Origin of the sequence: Mucilaginibacter sp. PAMB04168, from assembly GCF_039634365.2 — a bacterium.
Classification (GTDB): Bacteria; Bacteroidota; Bacteroidia; order Sphingobacteriales; family Sphingobacteriaceae; genus Mucilaginibacter.
This window is the reverse complement of the sequence record NZ_CP155079.2, coordinates 2231954-2254210: the sequence shown is the minus strand read 5'-3', so window position 1 is coordinate 2254210 and position 22257 is coordinate 2231954. Positions and strand designations below refer to the sequence as shown.

The 22257-nt window shown below is 43.3% G+C and carries 22 protein-coding genes; 9 read left to right on the top strand and 13 right to left on the bottom strand.

Features of this window, described 5'->3' with window-relative positions; translation table 11 throughout:
• Positions 1-23: 23 nt before the first annotated feature.
• From ABDD94_RS09740 to yihA, 3 genes are all read right to left on the bottom strand, one after another.
• Entirely contained in the window at positions 24-632 is a 609-nt protein-coding gene (locus ABDD94_RS09740; RefSeq protein ID WP_345955694.1) for a Crp/Fnr family transcriptional regulator, read from the bottom strand.
• Complete coding sequence (locus ABDD94_RS09735) at positions 620-1474, bottom strand: UbiA-like polyprenyltransferase (RefSeq protein ID WP_345955693.1); 855 nt, start codon at positions 1472-1474, stop codon at positions 620-622. Before ABDD94_RS09735 ends, ABDD94_RS09740 begins: the two co-directional genes overlap by 13 nt.
• A gap of 88 nt (positions 1475-1562) precedes the next feature.
• On the bottom strand, positions 1563-2171 hold the full coding sequence (gene yihA, locus ABDD94_RS09730; RefSeq protein ID WP_345955692.1) for a ribosome biogenesis GTP-binding protein YihA/YsxC: 609 nt from the start codon (positions 2169-2171) through the stop codon (positions 1563-1565).
• 57 nt (positions 2172-2228) lie between these two features.
• Between yihA and ABDD94_RS09725 the strand changes: the two genes are divergently transcribed.
• Positions 2229-2720 (top strand): VOC family protein, encoded by a 492-nt coding sequence (locus tag ABDD94_RS09725; protein ID WP_345955691.1) that lies wholly within the window; start codon positions 2229-2231, stop codon positions 2718-2720.
• Positions 2721-2845: 125 nt separating this feature from the next.
• Here the strand turns inward: ABDD94_RS09725 and ABDD94_RS09720 are convergent, their stop codons facing one another.
• From ABDD94_RS09720 to ABDD94_RS09710, 3 genes are all read right to left on the bottom strand, one after another.
• Complete coding sequence (locus ABDD94_RS09720) at positions 2846-3577, bottom strand: DUF481 domain-containing protein (protein ID WP_345955690.1); 732 nt, start codon at positions 3575-3577, stop codon at positions 2846-2848.
• 78 nt (positions 3578-3655) lie between these two features.
• A complete protein-coding gene (locus ABDD94_RS09715) occupies positions 3656-4906 on the bottom strand; it encodes a DUF2130 domain-containing protein (protein ID WP_345947817.1) in 1251 nt (416 codons plus the stop codon).
• 132 nt (positions 4907-5038) lie between these two features.
• Positions 5039-6514, bottom strand: a complete 1476-nt coding sequence (locus tag ABDD94_RS09710) for a S41 family peptidase (protein WP_345955689.1) — start codon at positions 6512-6514, stop codon at positions 5039-5041.
• A gap of 428 nt (positions 6515-6942) precedes the next feature.
• Here ABDD94_RS09710 and ABDD94_RS09705 point away from each other — a divergent pair, with 428 nt between their 5' ends.
• Complete coding sequence (locus tag ABDD94_RS09705; protein ID WP_345955688.1) at positions 6943-7737, top strand: TIGR00266 family protein; 795 nt, start codon at positions 6943-6945, stop codon at positions 7735-7737.
• A 72-nt stretch (positions 7738-7809) separates the two neighbouring features.
• Here ABDD94_RS09705 and ABDD94_RS09700 read toward each other — a convergent pair whose 3' ends face one another.
• Entirely contained in the window at positions 7810-8313 is a 504-nt protein-coding gene (locus ABDD94_RS09700; protein WP_345955687.1) for a hypothetical protein, read from the bottom strand.
• Positions 8303-8767, bottom strand: coding sequence for a hypothetical protein (locus tag ABDD94_RS09695; protein ID WP_345955686.1), 465 nt, complete (start codon positions 8765-8767; stop codon positions 8303-8305). The genes ABDD94_RS09700 and ABDD94_RS09695 overlap by 11 nt, the downstream gene beginning before the upstream one ends.
• Before the next feature lie 237 nt (positions 8768-9004).
• Between ABDD94_RS09695 and ABDD94_RS09690 the strand changes: the two genes are divergently transcribed.
• Positions 9005-10870 carry an SPFH domain-containing protein gene (locus ABDD94_RS09690; RefSeq protein WP_345955685.1) on the top strand — a complete coding sequence of 622 codons (1866 nt, stop codon included), beginning with the start codon at positions 9005-9007 and terminating at the stop codon, positions 10868-10870.
• 99 nt (positions 10871-10969) lie between these two features.
• Here ABDD94_RS09690 and ABDD94_RS09685 read toward each other — a convergent pair whose 3' ends face one another.
• The 4 genes from ABDD94_RS09685 to nadC all read right to left on the bottom strand — a co-directional run bounded on the left by ABDD94_RS09685 (position 10970) and on the right by nadC (position 14141).
• Complete coding sequence (locus ABDD94_RS09685; protein WP_345955684.1) at positions 10970-11716, bottom strand: DUF2071 domain-containing protein; 747 nt, start codon at positions 11714-11716, stop codon at positions 10970-10972.
• 71 nt (positions 11717-11787) lie between these two features.
• A complete protein-coding gene (locus tag ABDD94_RS09680; RefSeq protein WP_345947824.1) occupies positions 11788-12591 on the bottom strand; it encodes a M48 family metallopeptidase in 804 nt (267 codons plus the stop codon).
• Between the two features lie 12 nt (positions 12592-12603).
• Complete coding sequence (gene plsY, locus ABDD94_RS09675; RefSeq protein ID WP_345947825.1) at positions 12604-13251, bottom strand: glycerol-3-phosphate 1-O-acyltransferase PlsY; 648 nt, start codon at positions 13249-13251, stop codon at positions 12604-12606.
• A gap of 41 nt (positions 13252-13292) precedes the next feature.
• A complete protein-coding gene (nadC, locus tag ABDD94_RS09670) occupies positions 13293-14141 on the bottom strand; it encodes a carboxylating nicotinate-nucleotide diphosphorylase (protein ID WP_345955683.1) in 849 nt (282 codons plus the stop codon).
• A gap of 196 nt (positions 14142-14337) precedes the next feature.
• On the opposite strand from nadC, the gene gpmI reads away from it, so the two are divergent.
• Both gpmI and ABDD94_RS09660 read left to right on the top strand, forming a co-directional pair.
• On the top strand, positions 14338-15858 hold the full coding sequence (gene gpmI, locus ABDD94_RS09665; protein WP_345955682.1) for a 2,3-bisphosphoglycerate-independent phosphoglycerate mutase: 1521 nt from the start codon (positions 14338-14340) through the stop codon (positions 15856-15858).
• Between the two features lie 10 nt (positions 15859-15868).
• On the top strand, positions 15869-16405 hold the full coding sequence (locus tag ABDD94_RS09660; protein ID WP_345955681.1) for a hypothetical protein: 537 nt from the start codon (positions 15869-15871) through the stop codon (positions 16403-16405).
• 58 nt (positions 16406-16463) lie between these two features.
• On the opposite strand, the gene ABDD94_RS09655 is transcribed toward ABDD94_RS09660, so the two are convergent.
• Positions 16464-17075, bottom strand: coding sequence for a hypothetical protein (locus tag ABDD94_RS09655; protein ID WP_345955680.1), 612 nt, complete (start codon positions 17073-17075; stop codon positions 16464-16466).
• A gap of 373 nt (positions 17076-17448) precedes the next feature.
• Between ABDD94_RS09655 and lon the strand changes: the two genes are divergently transcribed.
• From lon to ABDD94_RS09635, 4 genes are all read left to right on the top strand, one after another.
• On the top strand, positions 17449-19935 hold the full coding sequence (gene lon, locus ABDD94_RS09650; RefSeq protein ID WP_345955982.1) for an endopeptidase La: 2487 nt from the start codon (positions 17449-17451) through the stop codon (positions 19933-19935).
• A 50-nt stretch (positions 19936-19985) separates the two neighbouring features.
• Complete coding sequence (locus ABDD94_RS09645; RefSeq protein ID WP_345955679.1) at positions 19986-20582, top strand: hypothetical protein; 597 nt, start codon at positions 19986-19988, stop codon at positions 20580-20582.
• A 98-nt stretch (positions 20583-20680) separates the two neighbouring features.
• Complete coding sequence (locus ABDD94_RS09640) at positions 20681-21181, top strand: hypothetical protein (RefSeq protein ID WP_345955678.1); 501 nt, start codon at positions 20681-20683, stop codon at positions 21179-21181.
• A gap of 78 nt (positions 21182-21259) precedes the next feature.
• On the top strand, positions 21260-22234 hold the full coding sequence (locus tag ABDD94_RS09635; RefSeq protein WP_345955677.1) for a lipid A deacylase LpxR family protein: 975 nt from the start codon (positions 21260-21262) through the stop codon (positions 22232-22234).
• The last annotated feature ends 23 nt before the right edge of the window (positions 22235-22257 follow it).

Genomic DNA, 22257 nt, shown 5'->3' with positions numbered 1-22257 from the left:
CAAAAGATAAGAAAAACCACCCGTTATTTCACAGTCTCAAAAATGCGCTTACGAATGCGTGAAAGCGAAACGGGTGTAATGCCTAAGAAATTGGCTAAGTAGTGCTGAGGTATGCGTTGAAGTATTCGGGAATTACTCTCTAGCAAGTCTATATACCGTTCTTCAGGTGTCTGCGTCACAAAGGCCTGTACGCGGTCCTCATAACAACAAATAAGATACTCTGCTATCAGCCTGCCAAAGCGCTCCATCTTGTAGGCGGTTATTTTATTATCGACCAATTGCTGTACACTTTTATGGCTAAAAGTTAGCAGCACAGTATCTTCAATCACTTGTATGTTAGTGAAACTTGGCTGCTGCTTTAAAAAGCTTTTGTAAGAGCTTACAAATTCATTATCGAGACAAAAATAATTGGTTATCTCTGCACCATCTCTAACGTGAAAGAAGCGCACGCTGCCCGAAACGATAAAGCCTACATCCTTGCATACTTCGCCCTGGGTTACAAAAAAGTCCTTTTTATGGAGAATCTTTAAGTGCAGATGCCGCTTGAAAATATCCCACTCCTCATCCTCAAAAACAACCAGTTTATCCAGTTGCTTTTTAAATGCAGGCAAGTACTTTTCTATCGTATCCATAATCTGTCCAACAAAAAGAAAGCGGCAAACACTACGCTGGCTATTCCGTTGGTAGTCATGAATGCAAAGTTTACCCGGCTAAGGTCATCAGGTTTAACCAAACGGTGCTGATAAACCAGCATAGTGCAATATACCAAAATACCGATATAGTAAGGAATACCCACTGTTGTAAAAAACGCAGGCAGTATCACAAATATAGCCGAGAGTACATGCAGAAAAGTAGACAAATTTAAAGCCCTCACTGTGCCCAGTTTGCTGGGTATAGAGTGCAAGTTCTGGTTGCGGTCAAAATCCTCATCCTGCAAAGCATAAATAATATCAAAACCACTTACCCAGCATATTACAGCCAGCGAGAAGAAGATGGGCAGTAAAGCGAAGTGACCGGTTACCACTAAATAAGCGCCTATAGGAGCCAGTGATAAGCCCAGGCCCAATACTAAATGACATAATGCTGTAAACCGTTTAGTAGCGCTGTAACCTAACACTACCAGCAACGCAACAGGTGAAAGGTAAAAGCACAGCCGGTTTATAAACCACGTAGCTAACATGAATAACGCGCAGTTAACTAAAGTAAAGGTTAAGGCGGCGGCTGGCGAAATACGCCCAGCCGGAATATCGCGCACTTTGGTGCGGGGGTTTTGCGCATCGATATCCCTGTCGAGATAACGGTTAAACGCCATGGCCGAGTTGCGGGCAAAAACCATACACAACAACATGAGCACCAGCTTATGCCACTCAAAGGTATACTCAGTAGTGGTAACAGCTAAAAAAAAGCCTATAAAGGCAAACGGCATTGCAAATATGGTATGTGAAAAAGTAACTAAAGAAAAGTATTTTTTCATTATTGTATTCAGTTATATCTTTCTTTAAAAAGGCAGCACAGCCAAATTATCCTTAAAGCTGTAGAGACTTGTGTAAGGGTAACTTAACCTACCAGTTTTTAACAAAGGTCTTATTAACACCGTCAATAAACCCAAGCACTTCATCCTTGCCTAATTTATTTTCAGAAGAGGTAATGAAACATTGCGGTACTTCTTCGAATGTTTCACTTAACGCTTCTTTAAATTTAGCAACATTTTGTTCGGTTTTGAGGCCCGATTGCTTATCGGCTTTGGTAAACACTAATACAAAGGATAGGCCCTTTTCGCCCAACCAGTTGCAAAAAGCAAGGTCTATTTTCTGCGGCTCCAGCCTGCTATCAATTAGCACTAGTACGCATTGCAGGCTCTCGCGCTTGTCCAGGTAAGTGCGGATAAACTTATCCCAATCTTCTTTTTTACTTTTAGATATACGGGCATAACCATAACCAGGTAAGTCTACCAAATACCACTCTTCGTTAATGTAAAAATGGTTTATAAGTTGCGTCTTACCAGGGGTTTGTGAGGTTTTAGCTAAACCTTTTTTATTGGTTAGCATATTTATTAAAGACGATTTGCCTACATTGGATCGACCAATAAAAGCATACTCGGGCTTCTCGGGTGGCGGTAGTTTAGATATTTGCGTATTACTGCAAATGAATTCAGCAGATTTGACAATCATGATACAAAGGTAACAGTTGTATCCTTTAAATTTGATGTTTAAACACATAAATGAGCTATGAATGACTATCAGATCCCTGCGCTTACCCGAATAGGCCACGTACATTTAAAAGTAAGTGACTTGCAACGCTCACTTGATTTTTATTGCGGCTTACTGGGTTTTGAATTGATGATGAAGTACGGCACCCAGGCGGCTTTTATATCGGCCGGCGGCTACCATCATCATATTGGGTTAAACACTTGGCATAGCCTGGGAGCAGGTCCTGCGCCCGAGCATGCACCCGGCTTATATCACACTGCCATACTCTACCCCGAACGTAAGGATTTAGCTGTCATATTTCAGCGATTGATTGACGCCAAGTACCAGCACATCACAGGCGCATCGGACCATGGTGTATCTGAGGCTATCTACTTAAACGATCCTGATCAGAATGGTGTAGAGCTTTATTGGGACCGCCCGAGAGAGCAATGGCCTAAAGATCAAGCCGGCGAACTGACCATGTTTACCAAAAGACTTGACATTGAAGGATTGTTAACCGAGCTTAAGTAAATTAAACTTAATGTTTATTTAATCCTCATAATATACTGTATTACAGACTTTAAATTAATGACTATAACAGAGTATAACTTTTTATTATAACCGTTACAGCACACTTTTGGTATGGGAAAAGACGATCAAAAGTATTTTTCAACCTTTAAACCATAGGTGAACAAAAGGTTTTCGCTTTGGGTACGCGAGATTTTATTATAAGATAAAGCACTGTTCAGGGTTAACCAATTATTTAATTTAAAGCCCAAGCCAACATTTGTTCTAATAATGTAATCACCCTTTCGGGTTACAGAATTTTGAAGAAAGTTGCTGCCATCTAAAGTTATAAGGTCTTTAACTACAAAATGGAATTGCAGCCTTAAAGAATTACGGTAAGTATAATAAACCTCACGTGTAGTATCAGTGGTATTGATGTCGCTTAGATCATACAATATGCCATCACTTATATTAAGATAGGCGTTGGGACGGTCGTAAATACTGTAAGCAATGCCGCCGCCGGCGAGTAACTGGTTATTAATTTTAAGCGAATAACTGGTATTGTAATTAGCCAGCCCCCAGTAATAAGCGTGCGGCATGGCTTTATATAAATTAAAATCGAACGAGGTAGAATAATCATTGTTGGTAAGCGCTCCGTTTGATTTGCCGTAAACCCAACTGTTACTTAAGTTCATGGCAACGCTTTTCTTCTTCACCTCAAAGCGCAAGCCGTTGTTAAGCAAATAAGCATTGCCATCGCGCGCCCGGTTGGCCGAGCCGGTGGCGTTAAAAATAACATGGTAATTGGTTGTATCGTTAAACTGTGCGGAGGCTGTAAAGCTACCCAGCAACAGCACGAACAACAAGGGGTATTTATGCATATTAGCAGTTTGGTTGCCATTTACCGACAACCAAACCGCCTGCTTTGTTTGATGAAAATCTTATGGCCTACTACTCTCCTACCCCAGCATCAGCAAGTCTTCATCATCGGTAAGGCTTAGCTGTATATTTTCGCTGCCGGCAATGCCTTCAACAGAGCCCTGAATGTGCACAGCGCTCAGCAGTACTTTTTCCAATTGCTTTTCGCGAACTTTCCACATTTTCTCCATGGCTTCGCGCTCTTTGTGGATAGACATACGCATACTGGTGAAGCCCTCCCGCAAGGCCTTCCATTGCTCATTAAATTCACTGCTGGTTAAATAGTCATACAACAAGTGCATTTTATCTCCCCTGCCTTCCTGCGCTCTTACAATGGCCGAGGTTTTGATCACGCAGTCGCGCAAGATGTAAGATACAGCCTTTACCTCAGCAAATGAACATATCCATACGCCATCCCTTTCGCCAAAGCAATCCATATCACGTGGATAGCATTGTGTAACTATAACGGCTATGTCGGCACCTATGTGGCGCATGTCTTTTTTTAGCTTTTCTATCCAATCGCCGCCAAATTCCTTGGTTCGCTTGCTTTCGAATATAATCTTACCACATTCCTGTCCAAACTGGTTACGTACCGTTTGCACGCAGTCGGCCCCGCGTATACCCTTACCTACCTCATTAATCATATCAAACGGAAAGTAGCTGCGCAGCAATTCTTCCAGTATAAGTTCCTGCACCTCGCCTTGTAACTGCATAGACCCTTGTTCGGCCTTGCGTTTCATTTCTTCAGCCAGTTTCTTCTGATCGTCTAACTGTTTTTCCAGCTCTTTTACTTTAAACTGGTATTCGGTATCGCGCAGGGCAAAACGTTCGTTCTCTTGTTTGCGTATCTGTTCGGCCAGGTCATTACGGTGCTCCTGTATGCGGCGTTGTAAGGTTATTTCCATTTCCTCCTCGCGCTGTTTAAGCGTTTGCTCCTTTTGCATAAACTCCAGCTCTTTTTGGCGAGACAGGCGCAGCTTTTCTTCTGAATCTTTAACCGAGTTTTCGAGCATGCGCAGCTGGTTTTCCATATCGGCCTGTATAGATTTGCGCATAGCGGCTTCCATCTCCTGCTGCATCAGGCGCTTTTCCTCAGTTAGGCGCAGCTCAAACTGCTGTTGTTGCTGGCGCTGTTTTGCGGCAAATTCCTCCTCCTTCTTCCTAAATTCATCTTCCTTTTGCTGCGTGTATTGCTGCATTTTAAGGCGAAGCTGTTTCTTATACTCCTCTGTCATCACTTCCTCAATAGGGAAGCCATGATTACAACTCGGACACTTAACTTCTGTTGCCATACCTGGGTTTGTTTAGCATTATGGGTTTAACCGCCTTAAAGGTAAGGGTATTTTGCTAAAAGTTTAAGCAAAGATTTGAACACGTAAACTTGGGTTATCCACATCAAGAGGCACATTTACCCTACGGCCTACTTACTTTTTTGAATTTGTGACTTCGGTTTGCAGTATCAACTCCCCTGCTTTATTCATTACCACATCTATCTGCTTGCCAATTTGTGCCGGATTTGGAATGACCGGCACATCAGGCAGCACACCGTATCCACTATTTGGATGCGCCGAAGCTATCGCATACCTAAAATGCGGGAAACGCAGTTGTAACTGAGTGGATGGAAGGGTAATAATAGACAGCACACCACCATCAGTACTGCCTTCATTTCCTCCGGTTTCCTGTCCAATAACCGTTACACCGGGTTGCGTTTTTAAAACGGCTACCAGCGTAGATGCTGCAGAAAAGGTACCACCATCCGTTAAAACATAAATGCGTTTGTTATAATGATGGCTGGTGTAAGGTAACAAGTAGCTGGATAAATTATCTGATACCTGCAAATTTCCGTTAGGGAGCGGGTTGTACGTTCGGCTTATTAAAGTATTGTCTTTACGCTCATTACGGGCGTGGCTCATAAACGATGGTTCAATAACCCTGCACTCATTATAATAAGCCATTCTGAACTTTTTGTTAGCTATATAACGCAACAGCTCGGTGGTTGCTGCAAATAAGCCACCGCCATTACCTCGTAAATCGAGCACCAGGTTACGTATCTTTAGCTTTTTAAAATCCGCAAAAGCAGCGTCGTAAGCCTCTGCAGCTTTAGTGTCTGCAAAAGTATGTATCCGGAATATCGCAGTGTTAGGCAGCGAATCGGGATAGCTTAATTCATACGGCTGGTTGGTACCACGGCTGGCTGGCACCGGCCAGCGGTTAATGGCTAGCGCCATTAGTGTTTGTTTCGCTTTATTACCTGCGCTATCAAGGTATACAATGTTATATTGCTTACTTTCACCAAAAACATACCAGTAGTTTCTTAAAAAGCCGAGTTCTTGTACCTTACTGTCTTTTAAAGCATTACTGTAACCATCGCCCGGTATAAGCGCCCTTATGGTACCCAGCAGGTTAAGGTCGGGCCGCCCGTTAACAGCCAATATTTGCATACCCGGCTTAATAGCCGCATCAGATGTTAAAACCCGGCTCACGTATAATTTGCCGTTTATAACTGCTACGCTCAGCGGCAAAACATATTTAAGCCTGTTGTTGTATTGAACTTGCGCTGCGTTACTGGGCCAAATTACAGTATGCCCCGAACTTATATGGGTAACCAGTTTGCTCATTACCCGCCAGTATTCCAATTCAGACATAGCATGGTCCAACTGATTATAAGCATCGTCAAAGCAGGAGTCTATTTCTCTTTTTACGTAATAACGGTATAAGCTTGGGTGTGCCTCTTCCAAAGCGTTTCGCATAAAAGTAAGATCGGCTTGCATTTGCTGCGTAGAAAGTTCGCGGTCTGGAACAGGAACGGTTGAGTGGCCTGACGCTCTTTTTGGCGCATAGCCAATTATAAAACTTAAAGCTATTAAGCCGCAAATACTCCAGCAAAAGTTTCTTAACATATGTTTACGAAAGGTCTAGTAAATATAGCAAACTCTGAACTTTTTCGCTAACCCGTTTGCCGAATGGGATGAATCAGTTTTACCGTGCGTTCGCAGTGCCGGCCTTTCGCCTGATAAAGTCTCGTTTGTAATGCTGGGAAAAACACGGCTGGCGGAACGTGATGGATGATGATACCGACATGAACTCCGACTTTTTAGACGCCATAGGTAGGGCTTTGTATTTGTAGCCTACTACAACCACCTAAGCGGCAGCTAAGGCGTTTAAACGCTTCGTCATTAGTGCTTATTAGCGTGGCGGGTTTGCATAGCAGGCCCGCCATTTTTATTTGCGTTTTTAAACAGATAAATATTTAAATTCTAAATTGTAATTTCAGACGTCTTCAGTAATCTAATTACGAAAACGAAATTAACCTGTTACAAATATCACTATGCAAAACCATGAAATTGACTACCGCATTTTTGGTGAAGAAATGCAGTATGTAGAAGTAGAACTTGATCCTAATGAAACGGCCATCGCTGAGTCGGGCGCATTTATGATGATGGATGACGGCATACAAATGCAAACCATTTTTGGAGATGGCAGCCAGCAGCAGGGCGGCGGTTTAATGGGCAAACTATTTAGCGCTGGTAAGCGCCTTTTAGTGGGCGAAAGCTTGTTTATGACAGCCTTTACCAACACCGTTCAAGGCAAAAAACGCGTAAGCTTTGCTTCACCCTATCCCGGAAAAATCATTCCGCTTAATTTAATGCAATTGGGTGGCGCTATAGTTTGCCAAAAGGATGCTTTTTTGTGCGCAGCTAAAGGCGTTGCCATTAATATTGAATTTCAGCGTAAGCTGGGCACGGGCTTGTTTGGCGGCGAGGGTTTTATTATGGAACGCCTGCAGGGCGATGGCATGGCCTTTATGCACGCCGGCGGCCACGTATTTGAGCGCGAATTGCAGCCCGGCGAACTCATCAAGATAGACACAGGATCGTTGGTTGCTTACACCACTGGTGTTGATTTTGATATCCAATTCATTGGAGGAATACGAAACAAGATTTTTGGTGGCGAGGGAATCTTTTTTGCCACCTTGCGCGGGCCTGGTAAAGTTTGGATACAAACCCTGCCTGTTAGCCGGCTGGCCAGTCGTATTTTAAGCTACGCATCACCCGGCGGCCGTAAAGAAGAAGGTGGGATATTAGGCGGCCTGGGTAACTTGTTAGACGGAGACGGATATTAGCAACCAGTATTTGCTTGTTCATGGGAACTCAATTGCTGCCATGAACAAGCAACTTAAACTACTTATTTTAAATTATTTACCTCTTACTTCCTTAAGCTGCTGTTTAAGGTCTTGTATATTTTGCTGTGCCTGTCGGTTTTCAAGATAATAATAAATGGCCGCTGCTAAAAATATCTTACCCAATACAAAAACGGCAGCGAACACCCAACGCCATGCTTTGTGCACACGCATATGGGTCGATTCGGCTTCCACCTCAATAAAATTATTTTGGCGGGATCCAGTTTCTTTTTTATAACCAGATCCGTCGTGGTCTATTTTTAAAGCAGGCTTATTCGGTATACGCTCCAGCGAATCAATCTCTGCCTCAATTTGGTCCCATAAACCAGGCGGCGGCGGAATGGCCATACCATCGGCAATCTTTTCTAAATCTTCTTCCAGCTTTTGCAATTCTTCGTTTACCTCGGCGTAATGCGCTTTCATATAAAGCACATCGCGCTCCTCCTCAGATGAAGCAGATCCGGTTACGTAAGCTTCTAAGATGCCGCTTTCTATAAATTCTTTAACCTTACTGTTCATTTCTGATAACATTAAAAGCTTCTTTCAAAATACGCTTAACAGCGCTTTCATCCCTGTTTAATTCTTTTGCCAGTATAGTTATAGATTTGTGTTGGTAATATACGCCGTTAAAAACCAGTTTTTGCTCCTGATTCATGGCTCGTGTATACTTATTAAACTTGGCCAGATCAGTTCCGGCTACACCAGCACTTCCCAGCTGCTCGCTATCTTTACGGAGGGTGTTACGCGCAATGGCTTGTAATTGTACCCAGGTATTAACGCCGGGCCCGGTAAGGTCATTAGCATAACGGCTAATTTGCTTAAATATTTCAACCAGGTAGTATTCGGCCTTAGCGGCGTCTTGCACTACTTCTGTAATATAGCCTAATAACGCATGTCCGTAACGGTCATACAATGATCGTATTAAAGGTATACTGCCGGCGGTTGTATCTGAACTTATTATACGTTGATCCACAAATAAGGTTGTCAAATGCTAATATTCAACAAATATAGCCTAATCGCTTCAAAAACGACAATTAAGGGCCTGTAAACGTCTTAAAAAAATATTGATACTTGTGTGTAACAATTGGCCTATCATCTATATCTAATTAAACGCTTACCCAGCCGAGGTACTACAAAATGCTGTAAGCAACGTCCACTAGCCTGCACCTTAAGGGCTTCTTCAAAAATCAAAAATCAATTTATTACTAAAATGGCTGATTTAATTTTCAAGCTATGGTGGGTGCTGCCTGTTGTGGCCGCCCTCCTATTGTACAAATCTGTACTTCGTGTATTTTTTGGTATGATCATCGTGCCCGATGATCGTATCGGACTGGTTGTTAAAAAATTTACGCTTTATGGCTCAGATAAGCGCCTACCCGATGGCCGCATTATAGCCACCCGAGGCGAAGCTGGTATGCAGGCTAAGCCGCTGGCACCAGGTTTATACTGGCGCATGTGGCCATGGCAGTATGGCATTACCATGCAACCCTTTACCATTATAGAGCAAGACAAGTTAGGCCTGGTAAAGGCCAAAGATGGTGCATCGTTGGATACCGGCCGTGTATTAGGCCGCCCGGTTGAGTGCGACAAGTTTCAGGATGCGCAGGGATTTTTAGAAAACGGCGGCCAGAAAGGGCCACAGGCTGCTTTTTTAACCCCGGGCAGCTATCGTATCAACACCTATCTTTTCGAAATTGTAATGGTACCCATCACACAAGTGCATGAAAACAAAGTAGGCATTGTAACCACGTTAGACGGGGAACCGCTCGAGAAGGGTGAGATTGCAGGCGGCTCGGTAGTTGGTCACCGCAACTATCAGGACCCTATGGCCTTTATACAGGCAGGCGGTAAAAAGGGTTTGCAGGAGGATGTGATTTTGGCCGGCACTTACTACCTTAACCCCTGGTTTGTATTACTGGAGCAGGTAGAAATGATGCACATACCTATTGGCTACGTTGGTGTGGTTAACTCGTTTGTTGGCCCCGAAGGTAAAGACACCAGCGGCGACAACTTTAAACATGGCAACATTGTACACAAGTACCAAAAAGGCGTTTGGGATGAGCCGCTTGATCCTGGCAAACACCCAGTTAATATTTATACTCATAGCGTAGAGGTTGTGCCAACTACCAACACCGTACTTAACTGGGCCAATAGCCGCAGCGAGGCACACGAATTGGATAAAAACCTGAGCACTATTAATGTGCGCTCGTTTGATGGTTTTACTTTTAACCTGGATGTATCGCAGATTATACACATACCTCGTAACGAGGCGCCTAAAGTTATCGCAAGGTTTGGCAAGATGAAGAACTTGATATCGCAGGTGCTCGAACCAACTATTGCCAACTACTTTCGCAACGCGGCTCAAAAAAGTGATGTAATTGGTTTCCTCACCAATCGTTCGCAAAGGCAGGACGATGCTAAAACACACATTAGCCAGGTGCTGGCCGATTATAACGTAGTTGGTGTGGATACGCTGATTGGCGATATTAAACCACCGGAAGCGCTGATGAAAACCATGACCGACCGTAAACTGGCCGAGGAAGAACGCCATACATATGAGGTGCAACGCAGCGCCCAACTGGAACGTAAAGAGTTTGAAAGCGCCAAAGCCGGCGCCGATATGCAGCCCGAAGTGGTAAAATCGACCCGCCAGGTCGAAATCAACACGCAAATGTCGGCCGCTAAGGTTGCCGGAGCAAAAGGTGATGCTGAATCGCGAGTAATTAACGCTAAGGCAGATGCCGAAAACCGTACCATTAACGCCCGTGCCGAAGCGGAAGCTAAAACTATAATTGCTAAAGCGGATGCTGAAGCCACCGACTTAAACGGTACAGCCGATGCCGGCAAAATAAAAGCCATAGGCTTGGCCGAAGCAGAAGTAACCAAGCAAAAAACAGAAGCTATGGGCACCGAGCAATACGCCGTGGTGCGCGTAGCTGAAGCCCTTGCCAGCAACGGTGTAAAACTGGTGCCCGAAATACTGGTTAATGGTAAAGACGGCGGCAGTAGCGGCTTAATAGATGCCCTGATAGGCAGCGAAATGCTGAAAAAGCTGCAAAAAGAAAACGAGAAGTAAGCCATAAAGTGGTAAGCGCATAGATGTGCGCTTACCACTTTATTTAATATCATTTCGAGCTTATTAAAAGCCGTACAAAGCTTGCAATGCAATCAGGTATCATAGTACAATACTTTCCTCCCTACCCTTCCTTATCTTCTGCGCTACCCTAACCACCACGTCCGATCCTTTTGCAAAAAAAGCTGAGTAGGGCTGTTGGAGATAAGGTACAAAAGCCTGGCCATATAAAGCAGCAACATCTGCCTCGAATACCGGGTTGGTTACCGGAGCTACTTGCCATGGCACATGTTCAACAGCGTATTCTAACGTTGTACTACCGTTAATAGCATTGTAACCCCAGTAGTGTTCAAGAATAAATTCTTCTGCGCTTCCGGCCTCAATAGGCACAAAGGTATTGCCTATCATAGCGCCTAGCTTGTTCCAATTTCCTTTGTATTTCCATTCATAAGTGTATTCCGTACGGCCATCGGCTGTAGGTATTACCGAATGGCGCATGGGCATTGCCTTATAATGCTCATTGTAAAGATTGTTGGCAACAATAGGAATTGCGGCAAGCGGAACGATCTCGCTAATAAAAACTGCGCCGCGTTTCCACTCCGAGCCGTCAAAATAACGCACGTAGAATCGAAGGTTCACTTCCTCAAAGTTTACATGAAACGGCCACTTTATGCCCAACACACGAGTGTTCAAAAACATAAAGCCTACCATGCTCACTAAAGCTTTGCCCTGCCATAAATCCAATTCGGTATAAGCAGGCAGGTATGGCTTTAATACCTCCGCATCAACTTCATAATTAAGCATGAGCAGGTCGCGCCACTCTGCCTGTAAAAATTTAATTTTGGCCATTATTCATCGTAACCAATAACATTGTAATTGTTATTAAACAACAAATCCCGCCGAAGCGGGATTTGAAAATTTTATCTTCCTTTATAATATTTCATGGCTTCGGGTATACGGCTTTGTATATCGCGTATACGGGTTGCATCTGATGGGTGCGTGCTTAAAAATTCGGGCGGTGCTTGTCCGCCGCTTTTTGCTGCCATACGTTGCCAAAAGCCTACTGCACTGTTTGGGTTATATCCAGCCATTGCCATAAAGGTTAAGCCCAGGCGGTCAGCCTCGCTTTCCTGGTTACGGCCATACTTTAGTAAAGCTAATTGGCTTCCGGTGCCATAAAGTGCGTTTGTAATTTTTAATAAACCCGATTGTGAGCTACTTGAAGCCACACCAACAGCGGCTCCTAACCCTTGAGCAACGTACTCTTGTGAGATACGCTCGGCCGAGTGCTTTGCAATAGCATGACCAATCTCATGCCCCATAACGGTCGCCAGTCCGGCATCATCCTGTGTAATTGGCAATATGCCGCTGTATACGGCCACTTTGCCGCCAGGCATGCACCATGCATTTACTTCGTTACTTTGAATTAAGTTGAACTCCCATGCAAAATTATACTGGTCGCCGTAACCATTCTGGCTTAGGTACTGCTGTATAGCAGCGGCCAGTTGGTTACCAACACGTTTTACACGTTGTGCATCTGTGCTGCTGGTAATCACTTTTGTTTTAGGATCTGATAATAGCTGACGGTAGCTGGTAGCAGCTGATTGATTGACCTGAGAATCGCTCACCGCTAAAAATTGTTTACGGCCTGTTAACGGTACGGTTGAACAGCTAAAAAGTACAGTGGCGGTTAACAGCGCCAAAATAGGTTTGGTAATTTTCATAAAATAGATAATTTAGGCAACTTTACTTTTAAACAAGTTTACTTTAGACTCCTTGCCTTTAAGCAAACGTTCAATGTTCTTTTGGTGCGTAACCAGTATCAATACACATATACACATACTGTATATAATGACCGATTTGATATACACCGGAAAAACAAATGTTACACCTATTAGATAAGTAAAGCCGGCCATTATAGAACTCAGCGATACATATTTGGTTACTAAAAGTATAACAATGAACACCAGCACACAAAGCAAGGCGGCTTGCAAGTGAATAGCCAAAACCATTCCAAAAAGCGTTGCCACGCCCTTACCCCCTCTAAAACCCGCAAACACCGGAAACAAATGGCCCATTACAGCGGCAATTCCTAATGCCAGCTGGTAATTAATAAAAGCCGAAGAATGGTGACTACCAATAGTACTTACACCAATTAAATAAGCTAGGTTGGTGGCTGTCCAGCCTTTTAATATATCAATAAGCATAACCGGTATACCGGCCTGCTTACCCAAAACCCTGAAGGTGTTGGTTGCACCGGCATTACCGCTGCCATATTCCCTTACATCTATCCCATAAAATGCCTGCCCTATCCACACAGCCGTGGGAATAGAGCCGAACAAGTAGGCCAGAATGAGCACTAAAACAGAATAGACTGATATCATTTTGCCACAATAATACTAAATCAATGCTATAATCACGGTTTTTATTGCTTTACGGCTTTCAAACTCAAATCAAGACTTTTAACAGAATGGGTAAGCGCGCCGACTGAAATATAATCTACACCGCATGCTGCATAATCACCTATATTCTCGGACGTAATACCGCCCGATGCTTCGGTAGCAAATCTGCCAGCTATAATATTAACTGCATCTCTTAAATCAGGTATGCTAAAGTTGTCCAGTAAGATACGGTCCACCCCGCCCGTTTGCAGCACTTGCTCCAATTCGTCAAGGTTACGCACTTCTATCTCAATAGCCAGTTCTTTATTCTCCCGTTTTAAATATTCATGCGTATTAGTAATGGCTTGCTGAATGCCGCCCGAATAATCTACATGGTTATCTTTAATCAGGATCATGTCATACAAACCAAAGCGATGATTTACACCTCCACCTATTTGTACAGCCCATTTTTCAAGGTAACGGAAACCCGGTGTTGTCTTTCGGGTATCTAACACCTTTGTATTAGTGCCCTTTAACAAGTCCATAATCTCGCGCGTTTTTGTAGCAATGCCACTCATACGCTGCATGCAATTGAGCACTAAACGCTCGGCGCGTAAAATGCAATGCACACTTCCTTCTACCTCCAACACCACGTCTTTCGGTTTTACTAAAGCACCATCCTGTAAAAAAATGTTCACCTTTAAGTCGGGGTTCACTATCAGGAATATTTCTGAAGCCAGTTCAACACCCGCTAAAACGCCGGTATCTTTTACCAATAAACGGGCCCGGCCCATAGTACCTTGGGGTATAGTGGCCAACGAGGTATGATCGCCGTCGCCTACATCTTCGGCCAACGCACGTTCTATAAAGTCATCAACAAGTTGTTTATCCAAAATAGTAAGTATTTACGCTTCAAAAGTAAAACAAATACTGGTGATTTAGTTTTTCAATTTTGTTGAAGTTGGCTAATTACTGTGAAATAGCCACACTAAGCTTTGTTTCAAGAAAAAATCCATAATTAATTGCTTAACTAAGCAACGATTTAATAACTCACCAAGCAACTATGCTCCAATCAACTATATTTGCACCGTGGAAAACAAGAAAATCGCTTTATTAATACTGGATGGCTGGGGTTACGGCCGCCAGGATGCTTCGAACGCTATATATACCGCCAATACACCTTTTTTTGACGAGATGCTGCAAAAGTATCCTAATTCAAAACTGGTAACATCGGGGATGGATGTTGGTTTGCCCGACGGGCAAATGGGCAACTCTGAAGTTGGCCATATGAATTTGGGTGCCGGCCGTATTGTTTACCAGGAACTGGGCCGTATACATAAAGCGGTTGATGACCACGAACTGCCCCAAATTAATGTTTTAAAAGATGCTTTTGAATACGCCAAACTGAACCATAAAGATGTGCATCTGATTGGTTTAGTGTCTGACGGGGGCGTGCATTCGCATATTAAACATATAAAAGGGCTGTGTGATGCGGCTACCGAGTTTGGCCTGGAGAAGGTTTTTATACATGCCTTTTTAGACGGACGTGACACTGACCCAAATTCGGGTGTTAATTATATAACCGACCTGGAGATTGCTATTAGCCAGCAGCCGGTTAAGTTGGCATCTGCCATTGGCCGCTATTATGCCATGGACCGCGATAACCGCTGGGAGCGGGTAAAACTGGCCTATGACCTAATGGTAAACGGTATAGGCAGGCCAGCTATGAATATGGTGCAAGCCATTCAGGAATCATATGCTGATGGCGTAACCGATGAGTTTATATTACCGATAGTGCGGACCGATGTTGACGGCAACCCTATTGCCGTCATTAAAGACGGTGATGTGGTAATTTGCTTTAACTTCCGTACCGATCGTGGCCGCGAGATCACGCAGGCGCTATCGCAAAAGGATTTCCCGGAGCAAAACATGCATGCGCTTAACCTGCGCTACATCACCATGACGCCGTATGATGAGACCTTTAAGAACGTACAGGTAATTTTTAACAAGGACGACCTTACCCAAACTTTAGGCGAGGTATTGCAGGACGCCGGTAAAACACAGATCCGGATAGCTGAAACAGAAAAGTATCCGCACGTAACATTTTTCTTCTCTGGTGGTCGTGAACGCGAGTTTATAAACGAAAAGCGATTAATGGTACCGTCGCCCAAGGTGGCTACTTATGATTTGCAGCCCGAAATGAGTGCCGAAGGTATACGCGATGCTATTTTGCCCGAGTTGCAAAGCCGCTGGGCAGATTTTATATGCCTCAACTTTGCCAATACTGATATGGTGGGTCACACCGGTGTATTTGATGCAGTAGTTAAAGCAGCCGAAACAGTAGACAGGTGCGTACAAACCCTGGTTGAAGTGGGCACCGCTAATGGCTACTCCTTCATCATTATTGCCGACCACGGCAACGCCGATTATATGGTTAACGAGGATGGTTCGCCTAATACGGCACATACCACCAACTTAGTGCCCTGCATTATTATTGATAAAGACGTAACCCATATTGAAAATGGCAAATTGGGTGATATTGCACCCACCATATTAAAGCTGCTGGGTGTAGCTATACCTGAGACAATGACCGGCAATGTATTGGTGTAAAACTCATAATGTGCGTTTAAAGTTACTTTATAGCACCTTATTATGTATATCCGGCCTGGCGGCCTGCCGGCCGGATATACATGTAAGCGCCGGTCAAAAGCGCTACTTCGACCTGGCGAAATTTATTCATACCGACTCGGCACGCTTAAGCAAAGCCCAAACTGCCGTACTTAAAACCGTAGTTCAAAACAACAGCGCCCCACAAACCAAACGTATCAAAATTACCAACTGGGGTCAGGAACTTAATTTATTTGCAGCCTCAGACATTAATAAGCCGGCCTGGCGAGATAGCTACAAAATTGAAAAAGGTGGAGATTCGGTAGTATACACCGCTCTGCAACAAGATTTAACTACCCGCCGCATGGTTGTTTATGGAACTCCCGGCAAGGTCAAAAAAATTTCGGTAGATAATTTTACTAAGAATATGCTTTACCAGACAACTGAGCATTTGGTATATTATCCGGACTCATTGTACGAAATAGATAAATTACAAAAAGTCAGGTTTATTGGAAGTAATCGTTATTTGATTATTGGGAAAATAAAATAAAACTCCGCCCTTTTCTGCATTACATTTCTAAAACCTATGTTTTGCAATAGATAATTGATTAATGATGTCCAACCAGGGTAGCTAACTTTTCTTTCGAAATATCGAGTAGAGAGGATATATCAGTACGGCTTGGGTTATTGGCCAATACCTTTTCAAAATCGCCTATTGCAGCCTTAAGGGCATTAATAGCCCGCAATTTATCATAAGGACTATGCTGTAATTTTAACGCCGCATAATCTTTGTAGTTGATACCGCGGTTTTGATAAAAGCTATCTTCGGGCTTAATTAATATGGCTTTTGTCAGATCAGCAATAGACCCTAACAAGCACTTTTCTTTCTCCGCAGGCGGCATTTGTGCATCATGAGCCATATTACTTTTCGCTTTTGAACGGAAAAAGTAGGCGGCTTTATCGGTGCCGTTTGCGGCAATGACCTTAGTATAGGCGGCTATAGATTTCTTATAATTTTCGCTATGAAAGTACGAGTAGCCTAACATCCACAAAGCATTAGTGTTGTTAGAGTCGACCACGCAAGCCTTTTCTAACTGACGTACGGCTGTTTTGAAGTCCTTATCCATCAATGCCTGGTACCCTAGCTTAAGATATGCGTTTTGGGCCGAGCTCTCAAAAGATACAACTAATAAAGACAGTATGACGGATAACCTTATCATCAATCAAATTTGTTAATGCAATAACTATACAATAACTGGTGCACTTATAATTTATTGTGTGGTAGTAGGTTAATGTTTAAAACTTTTCGCACTATTAGGCAAATATTTTAATGCTGTGCAATTTGCAAGGTAAACGCTTAACAGTGAGGGGAAGCAATAATAACAAATCAATTACAAATAACAAGCTAAATAAAAATTTGCTTGCATAAAGTGTGACAGCATGATGGTAATGTGTCACTCAACAATACATTGGCATACGGATTGAAAGACTACAATGTTAGCGCATAAAAGTGTACTTTTGCAACGCTTCCACCAGCCCGTCCGCGTACAGGCTGACAACATGACGTTTTTACTACCATATAAGAAAGGGTATTTGATGAGTTTCGATCCGTTTGATTTCAAACATGCATTACCAATAATAAATGAAGATTCAGAATTTTTTCCGCTGATGTCTACCGAAGACGAAGAGGAGATGAATAATGAGCAAGTACCTGAGTTTCTTCCCATACTTCCGCTACGCAATACCGTATTGTTCCCCGGGGTTGTTATACCCATAACCGTAGGACGCGATAAGTCTATTAAGCTTATACGCGATGCCAATAAAGGCGACCGCATGGTGGGCGTGGTTGCCCAGCATGATGTGAATGCCGAAGATCCTGAGTTTAGCCAGCTGCACAGTGTTGGTACAACAGCACTTATTATTAAAATGCTGCAGATGCCCGACGGAAATACCACTGTTATACTGCAAGGCAAAAAAAGATTCGTATTAAAAGAAGAGATACAAAGCGCTCCCTATATAAAGGCCACTATTGAGCCTTTTAAGGAACTGCCTATTAAGGAAGACAAGGAATTTAAGGCCATGGTTTCGTCTGTAAAGGATATGGCCATGAGCATTATACAACTTTCACCTAATATTCCGAGCGAAGCAGGTATCGCTATCCGTAATATTGAGAGCACTTCATTCCTGATTAACTTCATTGCTTCTAACATGAATGCCGATATTACGGCTAAACAGCGCTTGTTAGAAATACCTAATTTGCGTGAACGCGCCCGTATTGTGCTGGAGCATCTAACTACTGACTTGCAGATGCTGGAGCTCAAAAATCAGATACAAACCAAGGTGCGTACTGATTTGGATAAACAACAGCGCGATTACTTCTTGAACCAGCAGTTAAAAACCATACAGGAAGAACTGGGCGGCAGCACACCCGATTTGGAAATTGAAAATCTTCGCACCCGTTCGGTAAAAAAGAAATGGTCTAAAGAAGTTAATGATCATTTTAATAAAGAGCTGGAAAAATTACAGCGCATTAACCCTGCCGCTGCCGATTATTCGGTTCAGATCAATTACCTGGAACTATTGCTTGATTTACCCTGGAATGAGTTTACCAAAGACAACTTTGACCTAAAAAGGGCTCAAAAGGTGTTAGACAGAGACCACTTTGGCATGGACAAGGTAAAACGCCGCATTATTGAGTATTTAGCTGTTTTGAAGCTAAAGCACAATATGAAAGCGCCTATTTTGTGCCTGGTTGGTCCTCCAGGAGTAGGTAAAACTTCGTTGGGTAAATCAATTGCCAAAGCCTTGGGCCGCAAATATGTACGTATGGCTTTGGGCGGCGTAAGGGATGAGGCCGAAATTCGCGGTCATCGTAAAACTTATATCGGCGCTATGCCGGGCCGTATCATCCAATCGGTAAAAAAAGCTGGCGCGGCCAATCCTGTGTTTATCCTGGACGAGATAGACAAAGTAGGCAATGATTTCAGAGGCGACCCATCTTCGGCCTTGCTGGAGGTGTTGGACCCCGAACAAAACAGCACCTTTTATGACCATTACGTGGAGCTGGACTTTGACCTCTCTAACGTAATGTTTATTGCCACAGCTAACTCATTGAGCACTATACAGCCAGCCCTGCTGGATCGTATGGAAATCATCGAGGTAAGCGGCTACACTATCGAAGAGAAAGTTGAAATTGCCAAACAACACCTCTTGCCTAAACAGCGCGAGGCGCATGGTATCAAATCCAAAGATGTAACGATCAAGAACGACGTCATGGAAAAGGTGATTGAAGATTATACCCGCGAATCGGGTGTACGTGGTTTAGAAAAACAAGTAGGATCTATAGTACGTGGTGTTGCCAAAAGCATCGCCATGGAAGAAGAATACAATAGCACTGTCAGCAAAAAAGATGTAGAGCGTTACCTTGGTCCGCCGTTGTTTGATAAAGACCTTTACGAAGGTAACGATGTTGCCGGCGTAGTAACAGGCCTGGCATGGACACAGGTAGGCGGCGATATACTGTTTATAGAAGCCAGTTTAAGCCCTGGTAAAGGCAGACTTACACTAACCGGCAGCCTGGGCGATGTAATGAAAGAATCGGCTACTATTGCTTTAGCTTACCTGCGTGCTCACTACAACTATTTCGACATTAATCCCAAGCTTTTTGAGCAATGGGATATACATATCCACGTTCCGGCCGGCGCTACGCCTAAAGATGGGCCATCGGCTGGTATTACTATGCTTACAGCATTAACATCAGCTTTTACGCAACGCAAGGTTAAACCTCATCTGGCCATGACCGGAGAGATTACTTTACGTGGCCGGGTTTTACCGGTTGGTGGCATTAAAGAAAAGATTTTAGCCGCTAAACGCGCCAACATTAAAGACGTGATCCTATGTCAATCTAACCAGAAAGACATTTTGGAAATTAAGGAAGATTACATAAAAGACCTGAATTTCCACTACGTAAAAGAGATGCGTGACGTAATCAACCTGGCACTTTTAGATGAGCTGGTTGTTGAACCGTTGGATTTGACCATAAAAGAAGAACTAAAGCTTGCCGGCGAACTGGCACAATAATTTGGATGTAAGGTTTAGCTATGCCTATATTAGGGCAAGCTAAACCTTACATGATTAAAAACTTAACTAACAAAGTTACTGCCCTATTACTGGCCGTATCAATAGTGCTTACATTAAAAGTGAGTGCTCAAACGGCAGACAGTATCTCAACGCACCGCGCACAAAATGTATTTGCCGAATTGCTGGGTGCCGGCATCACGTTTTCAGTCAATTATGATACCCGCTTCGGTAACCGGCGCGATGGTTTAGGCGGCCGTTTAGGGGCTGGTTTCTTTGCTGAAGATGGCGATAAATTGTTTACCCTGCCGATGCAGCTTAATTATTTGTTAGGTAAAAAAGGCAAATACTTTGAAATTGGCTTAGGTGCTACCTACTATAACGCTAAAAACAGGCCGGAAAATTACAACGTGTTTTATAACGGTTCTAACGGCCAGTACACCTATTCGGAAGACAATGATGACGGGATTTTAGTTGTAAATGGAGGCAACGGTTCTGGCTTGCTAGGCACCATGACGTTTGGTTACCGATACCAGCCCCTTAACAGCGGATTTAGCTTTCGAGGCTATATTAACCCGGTATTTGACAGTAAAAATTTCATACCCTACTTTTTTGGACTGAGCTTTGGTTATACCTTTTCGGCTAAATGAACGCGCTGAAAGATTTATCAGTTATATTCTATTAAAGATTCACTACCAATAATTTAAATTCTAAATACCTATACATTAGTTAATTAACGCATCACTTTATGAAGCATACAGTTAAATACATTTGCACAAGCTTGTTACTGTTAACGCTGGCATGTGCAAGCCACGCGCAAACAACTGCGGGTGCCCGTGCGCAAAACATATTTGTTGAATTGGGCGGTCCGGGACTGCTGCTTTCAGCTAATTACGATACGCGATTTGTAAACCGGCATGATGGTGTGGGCGGACGTTTAGGTGTGGGTTATCTTTCTATAAGTGATAACTCCCTACTTACTGTTCCTTTACAAATTAATTATTTACTGGGCAGAAATAACCGATATTTTGAATTAGGCATAGGCGCTACCTTTGTAAGCTCGCGCGGCGACGAAAATGACTTTTTATCGCTCGATAACGCTCAAAATACAATCGGGACTATGACGTTTGGTTACCGATACCAGCCCGAAGAGGGTGGGTTCAATTTCAGGGCAGCACTTAACCCGGTTTTTAACAAACACGATTTTTTCCCGTTTTTTGGTGGAGTGAGCTTTGGATATACTTTTTAAAGATTAAAGTATTTAATATTAAAAGCCGGACGATTAATCGTCCGGCTTTCTTATTTTTAGCACTCCTTATTTAGCCTGATGAAAATAAAATTACTTGCTATTTGTTTTTTGCTGGAATTGACAGCTAATGGAATTTTTGCCCAGAACCGCACACATGAGTTCGGCTTTCAATCTGATAATGATTCTTTTTTGGCGCAGGGCTCCGACCGGTATTATACTAACGGCTTATTTATATTTTACCGCCGTGGCATGGACTTTAAAAATCCAAAACTGGCCAACAAGGTACTGGGTATTGAAATTGGCCAGAAGATGTATAACCCTATATCTGGCAGCGTGCCCGACTCCACCTACATAGACCGCCCGTTTGCTGCTTACCTATATGCAGGTGTAAACGTTAACTACTTATACCGTGATGAGAGTAATTTGAAGCTTAGTGCACAAATTGGTGTAGTTGGTCCGTCGGCTAAAGGCAAGCAGGTGCAGGAAATCATACACAACACTTTTGGTTTTTATGAACTGAACGGCTGGCAGTACCAGATTCAGAACAGCTTCCAAGTCAACTTATCTGCCGAATATAACCGCTTGCTTTTCCGTAAGGATTGGGCAGATATCTCAGCAACCGGATATGGCAACTTGGGTACAACATTTACAGGAGCCGGTATTGGTCCGCTTATACGCTTGGGTAATTTTAACCAGTTATTTAATTCAATAAGTACACAAAGTACCGCAACCCGCAACAGCATTGCACAGTTGCATAAAAAAGAACTCTTTTTGCATTACCGGCCGCAATTTAATTACGTTGCTTATGATGCTACTGTACAAGGCGCATTGTACTTTGAAAGTAAGGAGCAAAAAGGAACTGAAATTACCAGCAGCCCAAATCGGTTCGTATTCAGCAACCAGGTTGGTGTGAGCTTTTGTTCATCGCGTTGGATTTTTGACGCGGGCGCAACTTTTAATTCAAAGGAAGTTAAAACGCAAACTTTTAATAGCCACCAGTGGGGCTCCTTAAGTGTAATTTATAGGTTTAACGGTTATAAAGCTAAAATGTAATTTATCTGCAACTTAGCAGCAGA

Excerpts from the sequence above, each read along its gene's own strand:
- ABDD94_RS09740 (WP_345955694.1), bottom strand. The coding sequence starts at position 632 with ATGGATACGATAGAAAAGTACTTGCCTGCATTTAAAAAGCAACTGGAT.
- ABDD94_RS09735 (WP_345955693.1), bottom strand. The coding sequence starts at position 1,474 with ATGAAAAAATACTTTTCTTTAGTTACTTTTTCACATACCATATTTGCA.
- yihA (WP_345955692.1), bottom strand. The coding sequence starts at position 2,171 with ATGATTGTCAAATCTGCTGAATTCATTTGCAGTAATACGCAAATATCT.
- ABDD94_RS09725 (WP_345955691.1), top strand. The coding sequence starts at position 2,229 with ATGAATGACTATCAGATCCCTGCGCTTACCCGAATAGGCCACGTACAT.
- ABDD94_RS09720 (WP_345955690.1), bottom strand. The coding sequence starts at position 3,577 with ATGCATAAATACCCCTTGTTGTTCGTGCTGTTGCTGGGTAGCTTTACA.
- ABDD94_RS09715 (WP_345947817.1), bottom strand. The coding sequence starts at position 4,906 with ATGGCAACAGAAGTTAAGTGTCCGAGTTGTAATCATGGCTTCCCTATT.
- ABDD94_RS09710 (WP_345955689.1), bottom strand. The coding sequence starts at position 6,514 with ATGTTAAGAAACTTTTGCTGGAGTATTTGCGGCTTAATAGCTTTAAGT.
- ABDD94_RS09705 (WP_345955688.1), top strand. The coding sequence starts at position 6,943 with ATGCAAAACCATGAAATTGACTACCGCATTTTTGGTGAAGAAATGCAG.
- ABDD94_RS09700 (WP_345955687.1), bottom strand. The coding sequence starts at position 8,313 with ATGAACAGTAAGGTTAAAGAATTTATAGAAAGCGGCATCTTAGAAGCT.
- ABDD94_RS09690 (WP_345955685.1), top strand. The coding sequence starts at position 9,005 with ATGGCTGATTTAATTTTCAAGCTATGGTGGGTGCTGCCTGTTGTGGCC.
- ABDD94_RS09685 (WP_345955684.1), bottom strand. The coding sequence starts at position 11,716 with ATGGCCAAAATTAAATTTTTACAGGCAGAGTGGCGCGACCTGCTCATG.
- ABDD94_RS09680 (WP_345947824.1), bottom strand. The coding sequence starts at position 12,591 with ATGAAAATTACCAAACCTATTTTGGCGCTGTTAACCGCCACTGTACTT.
- plsY (WP_345947825.1), bottom strand. The coding sequence starts at position 13,251 with ATGATATCAGTCTATTCTGTTTTAGTGCTCATTCTGGCCTACTTGTTC.
- ABDD94_RS09655 (WP_345955680.1), bottom strand. The coding sequence starts at position 17,075 with ATGATAAGGTTATCCGTCATACTGTCTTTATTAGTTGTATCTTTTGAG.
- ABDD94_RS09645 (WP_345955679.1), top strand. The coding sequence starts at position 19,986 with ATGATTAAAAACTTAACTAACAAAGTTACTGCCCTATTACTGGCCGTA.
- ABDD94_RS09640 (WP_345955678.1), top strand. The coding sequence starts at position 20,681 with ATGAAGCATACAGTTAAATACATTTGCACAAGCTTGTTACTGTTAACG.
- ABDD94_RS09635 (WP_345955677.1), top strand. The coding sequence starts at position 21,260 with ATGAAAATAAAATTACTTGCTATTTGTTTTTTGCTGGAATTGACAGCT.